The following is a 12,078-nucleotide window of genomic DNA, read 5'->3' as shown; positions in this document are numbered from 1 at the left end:
CTTTGATTTATTGTTTCGGCTTCTTTACAAAAGGTGCGGCCTTGGCCAGCACTTCGTCTTCCGTAGGTCCGCTGACATAGCGGCCGTTCACGTAAACGAAGGGTCTCTTGCCGCACGGTCCGCAGTAGGACTTGCAACCGATTTTGATCTCGGCGTCCGGCGCCAGCTTTTGCAGCTTGGGCACAAAAGTCTTCATACGGATATGATTGCATTTATCGCATATACGAATATCGTTTGCCATGCTATTCCCTTCTTTGTTCCATGCTGATTAGTGATCCCCGTGATTTCCTTTGGACGGGTTCGTAATCACGAATCCTTCTTGAGGAAAATACAAATAATCGATTTTTACGCCATCCAGCAGCGGCTCGTCTTTATCAATGATTACATCGATCTCTTTATCGGTCGAGATGACGTTATCGTTGTCTCCAGGCTTGACCAAATCCATGCCATAGTGAGCGTGGTCGCCATGGGCATGCGTGATGACTACTTTCAACACCAGGCCTTTGTTCTCTTCCTTGTCCAGTTCTTTCTTTATCACTTTCGCCGCATTGCGGGTAATCTTGACGCTCATAGAACCTCTCCTATCTCTATCCAGAGTAACATCTTCAATATTCCTATTGTAAATAATCATCGTCTATCGCGCAAGACCGTCACATATAAGTCATGTTCGCTAAATCCGAGCTCCGCTCGCATGATTACTCATTTCCCGATTTGCTTCATGCCGGCCTGTTCTTTCCGCTCCGCTCTCGACACGAACCAGTTCATCAGCAGCATCGTCACCGCCATATCGTCAATCGGGATGAATGGCAGCACATCCGGCAGGACCCAGTACAAAATAGCGGGCACTACAAGCAGCAGCTTGTCCATAAGCGGAATCCGGGGCGACCTCAACAGTGCGGGAAGCCGGCGAAAAACATGTCCCCAGTGGCGCAGCGACCATATTTTTGACCATTTCATCGACATTCCCCCTTCAATACTTTATACGATAAGATACCCTATTTTTAGTGAAATCAAAAATCGGCTAGCCGTGCTCATTGGATATTTCCAGTTAAAGCAATGCACAAGAAGCAAATTTAAGAGTTTGATTGGATATTTCCAATCATAATGGGCTCTTTTGCTATAAACAAGTGCCAATCCGATAATTTCATTGGATATTTCCAATCAAGGCATATCTTTGAGCAATGTCGAGCTAAAATGAATGGATATTTCCAATTACATGGGGAAAAGGCCAGGCTCACGGCAAAAATCCGAGGGCAGCTTACCCCCGGATAAATTCCGCCAAAATCGGCGCCAATCCCTTGTAGATGTCGTCAAACTGCTCCACCGGCAGCGGGTTCACGCCCTCCCCCGCCTCCACGGTAAAGCCGGGCCGGCGGAACTCGTCGATGAACCAGTCTTTGTATCCGGCATCGCTGCCGCTCAGCTTGACTGCGCGGTATCCGCCGCCGCTGCCATTGCTGCCATCGCTCCCTTCGCCGCTTGCCGCCGCGAGCCGTTCCGCCATCGCTTCCGCTTCCTGCGGCTCGCGGTCGCGGTAGTTCCAGTAAATCTCCTTGCCCTGCGTATGCAAGGACAAGACCCGGCTGAACCGCTCGGCGCGGGTTAGCCCGGCCAGCGCGGCCGCCTCCGGCTCACTGAGCGGATGCGGACCGCCGTAATCCTGCGGCGCCGGGGCAGCCAGTCCCCGGCGCTCCCGCTCCAGTTCCCAGCAGGCCGGGAACTGGTCGTTCAAATCGACGCCGCGGATATTGGCCTTCCAGCGGCGAAAATCCCCGCTGCCGCCGTTCCACGCGGCCAGCTCCTCCGCCCAGGCGCAGCCGGGCGGGATTCCGTCCTGCGCGAGGTCCGCGCCGTCCGGATTGGCCATCGGCACCGCCCACAGCGTGACCGCATCGAGGCCGCAAGGGTCGCCAGCGCTTCTCGCCGCTGCCAGCTCCTCCACAAAGCGCAGCAGCAGCGGCGCTGTAATCCACTCATTAGCATGAACCGCGGCGTTGATATGAACCTTTTCCGGGCCATCGCCCACAATCAGGGCAAACAAAGGCTGCCCCAGCACGCTTGTGCCGATCTGCCTGCTTCTCAGGACATCATATTTTTGCAACAGGCGACTCATTTGATCTACATAATCTGCATTGCGGAATCCGCCGCGCTCAATGGCGACGATAGGACGATGGACGTGATTGCCGGCAGCAGTCAGAATTTCCAAGCCCCCTCTCTCAATCCATTAATGCGTTTCGCCGGAACGTCATCTGTATTCCCAAACGTACCACCCGTTCGAAAACAGGCTGATACCTACCCGGTTCCCGCCATATAAACGATGACGGCAAGGATCGCCAGATGCGCCGGGTAAAAGGAACGCCAAACCCAGGCCGGCACACGCCGGGCCTCCATCGCCTTCCAAAGCTGCGGACCAAAGACGATGACCAGGGTCGGCAATATGCTGACCATTTGAACGACCCAGCCGTAAGACAGCAAATAAACCAGATTCAGCAGCAGGTGCATCAGCAGGATTTGCGTTGAACGCGCATATTTGAATATAAGCACGAGGAGCAGTCCATATGCCCCATAATCGAACGGCAGTACCTCCATCACAATGCAGCAACCCGCAATGAGCAAGGCGGAGAGCGGACCCGGTTTAACACTGTCCAGCATTCGCAGCACTAGCACAGCTCCCAGCAACGTGGCCACCACGTTCAAACCGCCTTCGTTGACGACAATTTGATAAGGGATTTGTGATAAGACTGCGATTAACAGCAGCCGGAGGGCATATTTTTTAAAATTGGAAGTGTGGGTGTAGCCCTGAACAAGCGCATAAGCGTAAATCGGAAACGCGATCCGCCCTATTATTCTCCAGGCCATTTCGCCCGGGAAGAACAGCAGTCCGATATGATCGATCAGCATCGTAATCATGGCAATCAACTGCATACGCGAAACTCCTTTTAAGAGGTTATTCAATAAAGTCATCTTTTGATCACGAAGCGCTTCAGGTTGCTTACCCGACATCGAATCTTAAATTCAGGCGGGCTTTCCGGTGCTGAAAAGTCGACTTTTTGAACACACACTTTTAATTAATAATGATTTCTTTTTAACGTTATTTTGCTTACACTGAATTTACAGGTGATTGCTTGCTAAATTGATGGGGGAATGGTCATGTATTTATTTATCGTAAATCAAAATTCCGGGAACGGCGGAGGGGACCGGGTTTGGAAAAAGATCCGGGATATCCTGCAACGTCGGAATATTCCTTATGATTATATATATACCCGCAGCGCAGAGGAAGCGCATTTATATTTAAAGGAGCAATTCGCCCTTAAATCCGACTGGAGAGCGGTAGGTGTGGTGGGCGGCGACGGCACGATTCACAGCCTTCTCCCCGCCATGCGGGATTCGGGCATTCCATTGGCCGTCTTCCCCGCCGGCTCGGGTAATGATACTGCCCGCGGCTTCCGGATTCCCAGAAAAACTGCCGCCGCTCTGGACATCATGCTGGAAGGGATGCCGCGAAACGCCGACCTTATCTCGATTTCCGGCGGCAGCACGCTGACTGCGCTGGCGGTCGGGTTTGACGCCGAAGTCGCGCATAACGTAAACAACAGCCGCTACAAAAAAATATGCAATGCGCTCGGCATGGGCCGGCTCGCTTACATCATCGGCGTCTTCCACACGCTGCTTACCTTCCGTCCCGCACCGCTGAGCGTCGAATGCGACGGAACCGAGCATACTTTCCCATCCGCCTGGCTCGCCGCCGTGAACAATGTAACCACTTATGGCGGAGGACTGGCGATCTGTCCCGATGCAAAAACCGATGACGGTCTCCTGGACATTTGCATCGTCCACGATTGTTCGCGGCTGAAGCTTATGCTGCTGTTCCCGACGCTGCTGTTCGGCAAGCATACCCGCTTCCCCTTCGTGACGATGCTGCGCGGCAGCAACGTCACTATTCACAGCAGCCTGCCGAGACTGGCGCTGGGGGACGGGGAACATGTCGCATCCACCCCGCTCACCGCATCCGCGGATCCGGGAGCTTTGCGGGTGATGTGCCCGGATTCTCTGGCGGTATAGCCCAGACCTACATGTACAAAAAAACCTTTGGCGGAACAAATCCCGTCCAAAGGTTTTTTGCTTCATCGGGAAGGGTTGGAAACCTGCCAGACGATGGGCGTCAGTTCAATTTGTCTTCCCAGCCACTGCAGTGCGATTCTGCGGAATATTTCAGGTTCCCCGCTGCAAAAGAACTGGTGAACCGGAATTTCGCTTCCGCGGGCAAGCCGGCCTTTTTGATGAAGGACCGTACTGATCTCCCGGGCCGTTTCATCCGCCGAGCTGATCAGTTTAACCGAGGGCCCCATCACTTTATGCATGGTTCTTTTCAAAAATGGATAATGAGTACAACCCAGAATCAAGCAATCAATCGGATACTGTTTAATATCGCGGAGCGCATCCTCAACGACTCCCAGCGCTTCCGGCATTTCATACCGTCCTTGCTCCACGAGCGGAGCCAATGTGGGACAAGCCTCGCTGACGATTTCAATCGCCGGATTCAGTTCTTTTAGAGCAGAGGTGTATGCGCCGCTCCGAATCGTTCCGATCGTTCCGATGACTCCGACTCTGCCGGTCTTCGTAGCGCTGATGGCAGCCCGGGCTCCCGGATGAATGACGCCGATGACGGGAATGGAAACCTTCGCCTTGATATAGTCCAAAGCAGCCGCAGTTGCGGTATTACATGCGATTACGATCATTTTAGGGTCGAATTGAACTAAAAAATCTACGATTTGCTCGGTAAATAGGCGCACCTCTTCCGAAGAGCGAGGTCCATAGGGAGAGCGCGCGGTATCGCCGAAATAAATAATCTTTTCTCTAGGCAGCTGTCTCATAACTTCCTTGACGACAGTGAGACCTCCCACGCCTGAGTCTAATATTGCGATGGCTTGCTGCACGAACATACCGCTTCCTTTTGCCAAAAAATTTGTATTTCGTTTTCTCTACCTACTTTATGTTTTGCGGCCATAAAGCGTACCTAAATCTTAACTCAATTTATGAAGCCGTACAACTAAAAGGGCGCTTTCCATATTTAACCGTAAAAGAGCAAAAAGACCCTTTCGGGTCTCCTTGTTTCTTTGCTTGAATTACATATTATAATTTTTGTTCCGTTTCCCCTTCGATGACCGCAGCGGCTGTCTCCACTGAAGTTTCGGCCTCTTCCGGCTCTACCGCAGCCGCCGCCTCAACTTCCGCTTCTTCGGCTATACCGATTACGGCCGTCTCATCGGAAGTAACCTCTTCTTCCCCGAACGAGGAAATCAGCACTTCCTTGTCTTCGCTTTCCGTGTTCCCCTTGGCCGCACGCCATGCTTGGAAATCATTAACCAGTCCTTCGGCCGTTTCCTTTACCTTGCCTGCCAGCTGGCTGCTTTGTTCGCCAACCTTCTCAGCGACCTGTTGCGTTTTCTCGCTAACCTGACGCGCCCCGTCGGCGATATCCTTGCGAAGCTCGCGTCCCGGTTTCGGAGCGAACAGCAACGCAGTTACCCCGCCAAGAACCGTACCAATGGCGGCACCCCAGATCAAGCCTTTAGTTTCTTTTTTCACGCTTCATCTCTCCCTTGTCGGCATTATCCCGGATCTTCCCTGACGTAAACGGCGATCCCTGTGTTTACCGGGCAAATGCCTATATCGATAATGTATTATAAGCACCTTGGGCTTATCCCGTCACACATCCCGAGAAAAAAAGAGGCTCCGGTCAGACTGTGATCCCTTCCTTATCCAAATACGCCCGAACTCTGCCCGCAAAATCATCCAGCAGCTGCGGAAGAAGTCCCGCCAGCGCATGAGCGCCGCTCCGGTCCCAATCGAAATATTCCTGAACGAGGGGCTTCCGTAACCGGACCAGGCGGGTCAGCATTTGAAACAACTCCTCGCCGATCACCTTTTCGTCATGCATGATGTCAACGATATCCTCGTAGCTGCTTGCATCCCGCATAATAAAGCCGTCGATCAAATAACTCCCTACGTCCGTTACGATCTCAATCGCCAAATGAAGCGCTCTCTCTTCGGCAAACCGTTCGAGCAATGACGCTTCGCGGGCGGAGCCGGCAGCTTCGACAACTTGCACAAGCTCAGGAATTACATTCAGCCGGCGTTCGATTTGTTCCCGGTTCACATAATACATGGCATGTTCTCCTTCGTGATCAATAGATGAAGTTATGAAATCCGTTTAATTAAGATCTAAAATTCGAAATCGACGGCTACCTGGCTTTCCCGGACCTGCGTCATATGCTCGATTACTTTTTTGTGCTCGGGATGAACCTGATAGCCTTCCAGATCCTCCAGAGAATCAAATGTTGCCACCAGTGCGATATCGTAGGAACGCGCGGATTTAACCACATCGATCCCGACCTCCAGCTCCCGGAGCTGCTCTACTTTTCCCTTCAGGCTGCTCAGCACGCCGGCCGTAGTTGCAATGCTTTCCGGGGAGGAGTCCTTCAATTTGAACAACACGATATGCTTGATCATTCCGCAATCTCTCCTTCAACGATAGTGGCCGTTTCGGCCTATGCTTGTCCAACTGCTCTAATCAAAATATATCATAACGGTCAGAAGCAAGGAAGGAAGCTTTTGTACTGTGGAATCAGGAACGAGATAAGCCCGCAAAAAAAGCAGCCCGGGGCCAGATGATCCCAAGGCTGCTGTGGTCATGCAAAACTGTTTGAATTAAGCAAAGAAGTTCGGAAGATAACGCTTGTGAGCCTCCAGCAATTCTTCCAGCAGCACCTTGGCGATGGAGACCGAAGGCACGAGTGGATGATGAACCATCGCTTGCAGGGCAAGCCCCCGATCCCCGCTGACGGCCGCGTCGATCGCCAGGCTTTCATAGGTTTTCACCGCATGCAGCAATCCTTTGATTTGCTGCGGAACATGCTTTGGCGCAAGCGGAATCGGGCCCCCCGAGGTAACGACACAGTTAATTTCGATACTGGCATCTTCCGGCAGGAAATCATAAATTCCGCCGTTTCGCACATTGAGGGTTTGAATATCGTTCCGGCCCAGATAAAGCGACTGCATTAAATGAACCGCCGCCTCGGAGTAGAACGCTCCGCCCCGCTGCTCCAATTGTTTCGGTTTGTCCTCCAGTGTCTCGTCGGCATAGAGCTCAAACAATTCTTTCTCCACACGGCTAACGACATCGGCCCGGGTCCCATCCTTTTCAAGCGCTGCCTTCTCCTCTTCAAGCATTTCCGTCGTCATATAGTAATATTTCAGATAATACGTCGGAATACAGACGAGGGATTGCAAAAATTCCGGATCCCAGCCCATGGTAGGTACGTTTTTGGCTGTGTATTCGCCCTTGCCCATCAGCAATTCCGGCAATCTTTCTTTACCGTCCACTAGTGCCGAGGTTACCCAGTGCAGGTGGTTGATTCCGACAAATTCGGGTAAAACCTGGCTTTCGGGCGTTTGGTAGGCTTCGGCGAGAAATTTCTTAAAATTGATCGGTGAGTTGCATAAGCCTACGGTTTTCACGCGGGAATATTTGGTCACCGCCTCCGTTACCATTCCGGCCGGATTCGTAAAATTCAGCATCCATGCGTTCGGAGCCAATTCTTCGATATCACGGCAAATATCCAGGATGACAGGAATGGTTCGGAGCGCTTTGAACATGCCTCCCGGACCCGTCGTTTCCTGACCGATAACTCCGTGACGGATCGGAATATGCTCATCCAGCTTCCGGGCTTCCAAAAGGCCTACGCGCATTTGGGTAGTAACGAAATCAGCGCCCTGAATCGCCGCCCGCCGGTCCAGCGTCAAATGGACCTGCATGGGAAGTCCTGATTTTTTTACCATCCGTTTCGCCAGACTTCCTACGATTTCAAGCTTGTGTCTGCCTTCTTCAATGTCAACGAGCCATAATTCGGATACCGGCATATCCGAGTAACCTTTGATCAAGCCTTCCACCAGTTCAGGCGTATAGGATGAGCCCCCGCCAATGACAGCAATTTTGATTTTCCGTTGATCCTTCACTATCTCGCATCCCCTTTCAAATCGTCAAATGAAACAGTATTCAGATTATTCATCACTTGGGTCCCGGCTTGAATTCCCGCCTGATCCATTGCGCTTAGTACAGCGCCCGCAACCGGCTCCATGGTGATTCTCGTGATTTTCGCCTGCGGAGCCGTGAGGCGTACCCTCTTTGCCAGCGCATCCTGCATAATAGCCGGCACGCTTTTGGCCAGCACGCTCCCGCCCAAAACGACGTCGAATTCTTCATTCTCCATCCCAAGACGCTGGATCAATGCGGCCGCGGCATTGCCTAGCTCAACCCCCTGCTCGGCAAGAATGCCGACCGCCACCTCATCACCCTCTCCCGCTGCCCGGAAGATCAGCTCAGCCAAGTGCAGCGGAGGCGCATAACCCTCATCCAAGGCTGCATCCAGCATATCCGGAACGCTTGCAAATCCTGTCGTCTCCAAGACCATGTCATGCAGGAGGGTCGGTCTGCCGCGGCCGTCCCAAGCACGTACCGCCGAACGGAACGCAAAGTTGGCCATGTCCCGGCCCGATCCCTGCCCATCCCCGAATAAATAACCGAAGCCGCCATATTGGAGTTCCTCTCCCGCCCGGTTCCTTGCCGCCGCATTAAACCCGGTGCCGCTGATGACAACGGCTCCGTAAGGACGGTCCGTTCCGGCACGCATAGCGATCATGGTATCGCAGGCAATGGCGTGTCTCGGAAAGCCGAGCTTGGCGATCATCGGCCGGAGAATGGCATAATCCGGTTCCCGGTCCGCCCCGGCAAGCCCGAAATAAGCAAATTCCACCTCAGCCGGCTTCAGACCCGCTTCCCTTAGCGCGTTGGAACACGCTGATGCTATATTCTTCTCCGCATCCAGCGGATTGGTCTGGTGATTTCCGTTACCGGAGACTCCCCGGCCCACGGTCTCACCCTTCTCGTTCACCAGCAAACAATAAGTTTTACTTCCTCCTGCATCAACACCCATATAAAACTTCATCCCGCATCTCTCCTTCACCATTAGCATACAAAAAAGGACTATCGCAATTCCTCTGCAATAGTCCTCTTTAATGATACTATCTTACTGTTTCGAGTCTTATTCGGTTTTACCGCGAAGCCGTCTTCTTAAAACGCTCGGCGATACCCCGATATGATGAAGAAATAATCGGTTAAAATTGGACAAGTTTCGAAATCCGGCGGCCTCGGCAATTTCCAGTACACTCAGATCATCTTCCTCCAGCAGCTTGACAGCGTATTCGAGCCGCAGTTGAACCAGATAATTCATCGGCGACGATCCGACGATTTGACTAAATAACACACTGAAGCGAGAGGGACTTAAATGAACCAGATCGGCTAACTCCTTCAAGGACCAGGGCTTCGCCAAGTCCGCATCCATCGTTTGGATCACCTCGCGGATTTGCTCCAAATGTTTCGTGCTGGCGTACCCGAATGTGTCTTGCTCCGTGCGGAAACGCCGGTTAATTTCCGCCATGAACAACAGCAGCAGCCCGCGGACAGCCGAGATGAAGGAAGGCTGGCCCAACTCATACTCCCGCTGCATTTTTTCAATATATTCGCCCAGCAATGGACTGGACGGATGTGTATGAGAAATGTGATTCGAGAATCTCGTTCCCGTATGTCTGAATGGCTGCAAAATATCCGGATCGTATCTCTGTTCCGCTCCTAGTAATGCGGGTTCAAACATCACGATCACCATCTCCAGGTTTTTGCCTTCATAGGCACGGTGCAGATCATGGGAGTCGATCAGAAACAGATCCCCCTGCTCGAAATGATATTCCCGGCCATTGATCGTATAAATCCCGCTGCCTCCGGTAATCCAGTTAATCTCGAGCGCCCGGTGCCAGTGCAGCCGCTGAAAGGAAGGAGTCACCCCCTTGGAGCTCGAAATCGAGAGCGGAAACCTTGACGGCAAGATTATTTGGTCCGGCTGAATATGAAGAGAAGACGAAGTCGAAGGCTTCACCTTAATTCCTCCTTTTGCTCCCGTGTGAATCGCTTTATATAAAAGCAAACATCAAAATCCGCCTTACCAGTCTATTGAACCACACCCTAAATGACCGCACAATAGCGTTGCAGACCTGAATGTTTTCCAAAGTAACCACACCGAAAGCCCGCCGGCTTCTCACCTTTCTTAACGTTGTCCAAACCCTATCAAACTATTAAACATATCATATAGTGAAGGGGGTGATATGTATGCGCGCATTACAATTTCTGTTGAATACCCCGCTACGCACACGAATACGAACACTCCAGGCCAGAATCGAACTGCTGGAGAACCGGATTGACCACCTAGAATCGTCCATCGAGGCCTCAAAATTTCCGGATGCCGAAACCTACGAGAAGTTAGCCAAGTCGGAAGGAAGGTTTTTGACGGTTATTGCCGGAGAATCCCTGATTCAAGGAACTCTCGTATCTATCCAAACAGAATCTCTCGAACTGATCGATGATTCCGGACAAGTCGTAATGATTCCATTTCCGAGAATTACCGCAGTCCGCTTCTAATTTTAGGGCAGTATTTAATCCGGTAATCTTGCCGGATATTTTTTTCAAAAAAATTCTTGACATCAAGCAACCATTTTTATAAAATAAAATAGTCGCTTATGAGACAAGGGGCCTTAGCTCAGCTGGGAGAGCGCATCGCTGGCAGCGATGAGGTCAGGGGTTCGATCCCCCTAGGCTCCACCATATTACTTCTACGGATCGTTAGCTCAGTTGGTAGAGCATTCGACTCTTAATCGACAGGTCCAGGGTTCGAGTCCCTGACGATCCATACCGAGTTTATATGAAACATCCGGCAGAAATGCTGGATGTTTTTGTTTTATCCGGCCTTATAAATAAACAGCCGCCCCGATACAAGAATCGGAGCAGCTGCTTGCTATTATTATTCTTCGTTTTTATAAGGCTCAATCGTCTGGATCGTACCGTCATCATTGTATTTTAATTCGGTATACTTGACGCAGCGCTTATTGTCGGCTCCGCCGGACAAGGAACTGTCATGATAAAATAAGTACCATTTCTCCTTGAACTGGACGATGGAATGATGAGTGGTCCACCCGACTACGGGAGTAAGGATTTTTCCTTGATATTGATAAGGACCCATCGGATTCTTACTGATAGCGTATACAATACTGTGTGTAGTTCCTGTAGAATAGGACAGATAGTAATAGTCGTTATACTTGTGAACCCACGGTCCTTCAAAGTAACGTCTCTCTTCATCTCCGGCAAGGATCGGATTGCCGTCCTCATCCACGATCGAAATCTCCTGCGGCCGTGCTTTAAATGTAAGCATGTCTTCGCTTAATTCCGCAACGATCGGACCAAGTGCTGGTTCCGTAGGAGCCGGACCTTCAGCATCTGGATTGTAGGTGCCGGTTTGCCATTTCTCTAACTGACCTCCCCATAGTCCACCGAAATACATATAGGCTCTATCGTCCTGGTCAATGAAAACGGCAGGATCGATGCTGAAGCTTCCAGGAATATACTCCGGCTCCGGCGTGAACGGACCCGCAGGGGAAGAGCTCTTGGCTACGCCGATTCGGAATACGCCTTCATGGTCCCTAGCCGGGAAGAATAAATAATAGGTATTGTTCTTATAAGCGGCATCAGGGGCCCATAGCTGCTGACTGGCCCAAGGAATATCCTTAAGATGAAGCACCTCACCATGATCCACGCACGGAGCCCCTGCATCGTCCATGGACAAAACATGATAATCCTCCATGTCATATTGGTCCCCGTTATCATTTGAAAGCTTCTCATGGTCTAAGTCATGGGAAGGATAGATAAAGATTTTACCTTCAAAAACATGAGCCGAAGGATCTGCGGTATAAATATGAGTCACGATTGGCTCATTGGGTTGTGCAGGTTTTGTCACGTCTTTTCCTCCTATTTAACTGAAATGCATGCGTTTTCATCGTATCAGATAAACAGTATCCTGTGAATTCATGAAAGTATAGGTTATATCCCAAAAACTTTAGTTGTTCCTTCATTTGCTCAGTCGGGGTTTAGGGGCGCACAGAGTCTTTAGCAGCAAAATTCCATCATTTGACCCC

At 51.3% G+C, this 12,078-nt stretch carries 15 protein-coding genes and 2 tRNA genes; 4 read left to right on the top strand and 13 right to left on the bottom strand.

The genetic code is table 11. The features are described from left to right. Window positions 1-7: 7 nt before the first annotated feature. From KB559_RS07120 to KB559_RS07100, 5 genes are all read right to left on the bottom strand, one after another. On the bottom strand, window positions 8-241 hold the full coding sequence (locus KB559_RS07120; RefSeq protein ID WP_211021049.1) for a YuzB family protein: 234 nt from the start codon (window positions 239-241) through the stop codon (window positions 8-10). Between the two features lie 27 nt (window positions 242-268). Continuing rightward, window positions 269-571: a HesB/IscA family protein gene (locus KB559_RS07115; protein WP_211021048.1), complete on the bottom strand. Its 303-nt coding sequence runs from the start codon at window positions 569-571 to the stop codon at window positions 269-271. A 128-nt stretch (window positions 572-699) separates the two neighbouring features. Continuing rightward, window positions 700-957 carry a YkvA family protein gene (locus KB559_RS07110; protein WP_211021047.1) on the bottom strand — a complete coding sequence of 86 codons (258 nt, stop codon included), beginning with the start codon at window positions 955-957 and terminating at the stop codon, window positions 700-702. Between the two features lie 301 nt (window positions 958-1,258). Further along, window positions 1,259-2,206 (bottom strand): M14 family metallopeptidase, encoded by a 948-nt coding sequence (locus tag KB559_RS07105; protein ID WP_247681641.1) that lies wholly within the window; start codon window positions 2,204-2,206, stop codon window positions 1,259-1,261. Window positions 2,207-2,292: 86 nt separating this feature from the next. Next, the gene (locus KB559_RS07100) at window positions 2,293-2,925 is read right to left on the bottom strand and encodes a TraX family protein (RefSeq protein ID WP_211021046.1); all 633 of its coding nucleotides are present in this window, start codon (window positions 2,923-2,925) and stop codon (window positions 2,293-2,295) included. A 225-nt stretch (window positions 2,926-3,150) separates the two neighbouring features. Between KB559_RS07100 and KB559_RS07095 the strand changes: the two genes are divergently transcribed. Then, the gene (locus KB559_RS07095; protein WP_211021045.1) at window positions 3,151-4,062 is read left to right on the top strand and encodes a diacylglycerol/lipid kinase family protein; all 912 of its coding nucleotides are present in this window, start codon (window positions 3,151-3,153) and stop codon (window positions 4,060-4,062) included. Between the two features lie 62 nt (window positions 4,063-4,124). On the opposite strand, the gene racE is transcribed toward KB559_RS07095, so the two are convergent. The 7 genes from racE to KB559_RS07060 all read right to left on the bottom strand — a co-directional run bounded on the left by racE (window position 4,125) and on the right by KB559_RS07060 (window position 9,992). Continuing rightward, window positions 4,125-4,943 (bottom strand): glutamate racemase, encoded by an 819-nt coding sequence (gene racE / locus KB559_RS07090; protein ID WP_211021044.1) that lies wholly within the window; start codon window positions 4,941-4,943, stop codon window positions 4,125-4,127. 190 nt (window positions 4,944-5,133) lie between these two features. Then, window positions 5,134-5,589, bottom strand: coding sequence for a YtxH domain-containing protein (locus tag KB559_RS07085; RefSeq protein WP_211021043.1), 456 nt, complete (start codon window positions 5,587-5,589; stop codon window positions 5,134-5,136). Between the two features lie 151 nt (window positions 5,590-5,740). Beyond that, window positions 5,741-6,169, bottom strand: coding sequence for a DUF86 domain-containing protein (locus KB559_RS07080; RefSeq protein ID WP_211021042.1), 429 nt, complete (start codon window positions 6,167-6,169; stop codon window positions 5,741-5,743). Window positions 6,170-6,225: 56 nt separating this feature from the next. Then, window positions 6,226-6,513, bottom strand: coding sequence for a Dabb family protein (locus KB559_RS07075; RefSeq protein WP_211021041.1), 288 nt, complete (start codon window positions 6,511-6,513; stop codon window positions 6,226-6,228). Window positions 6,514-6,711: 198 nt separating this feature from the next. After that, window positions 6,712-8,022 carry a 6-phospho-beta-glucosidase gene (locus KB559_RS07070; RefSeq protein ID WP_481856445.1) on the bottom strand — a complete coding sequence of 437 codons (1,311 nt, stop codon included), beginning with the start codon at window positions 8,020-8,022 and terminating at the stop codon, window positions 6,712-6,714. Continuing rightward, window positions 8,019-9,008, bottom strand: a complete 990-nt coding sequence (locus KB559_RS07065; RefSeq protein WP_211021039.1) for an N-acetylglucosamine kinase — start codon at window positions 9,006-9,008, stop codon at window positions 8,019-8,021. Before KB559_RS07065 ends, KB559_RS07070 begins: the two co-directional genes overlap by 4 nt. A gap of 96 nt (window positions 9,009-9,104) precedes the next feature. Then, window positions 9,105-9,992, bottom strand: a complete 888-nt coding sequence (locus KB559_RS07060; RefSeq protein ID WP_211021038.1) for an AraC family transcriptional regulator — start codon at window positions 9,990-9,992, stop codon at window positions 9,105-9,107. A 230-nt stretch (window positions 9,993-10,222) separates the two neighbouring features. Here KB559_RS07060 and KB559_RS07055 point away from each other — a divergent pair, with 230 nt between their 5' ends. From KB559_RS07055 to KB559_RS07045, 3 genes are all read left to right on the top strand, one after another. Next, on the top strand, window positions 10,223-10,531 hold the full coding sequence (locus KB559_RS07055) for a hypothetical protein (protein WP_211021037.1): 309 nt from the start codon (window positions 10,223-10,225) through the stop codon (window positions 10,529-10,531). A 107-nt stretch (window positions 10,532-10,638) separates the two neighbouring features. Further along, window positions 10,639-10,714 (top strand) — tRNA-Ala (locus KB559_RS07050). A gap of 12 nt (window positions 10,715-10,726) precedes the next feature. Then, window positions 10,727-10,799: transfer RNA gene (locus KB559_RS07045), tRNA-Lys, on the top strand. A gap of 111 nt (window positions 10,800-10,910) precedes the next feature. Here KB559_RS07045 and KB559_RS07040 read toward each other — a convergent pair. Further along, window positions 10,911-11,900 (bottom strand): glycoside hydrolase family 43 protein, encoded by a 990-nt coding sequence (locus KB559_RS07040; protein ID WP_211021036.1) that lies wholly within the window; start codon window positions 11,898-11,900, stop codon window positions 10,911-10,913. Window positions 11,901-12,078 lie beyond the last annotated feature (178 nt).

It is taken from the genome of Paenibacillus sp. Marseille-P2973 (assembly GCF_018101095.1).
In the GTDB taxonomy this organism is placed as follows: domain Bacteria; phylum Bacillota; class Bacilli; order Paenibacillales; family Paenibacillaceae; genus Fontibacillus; species Fontibacillus vini.
This window is presented reverse-complemented; position numbering and strand designations above follow the sequence as displayed.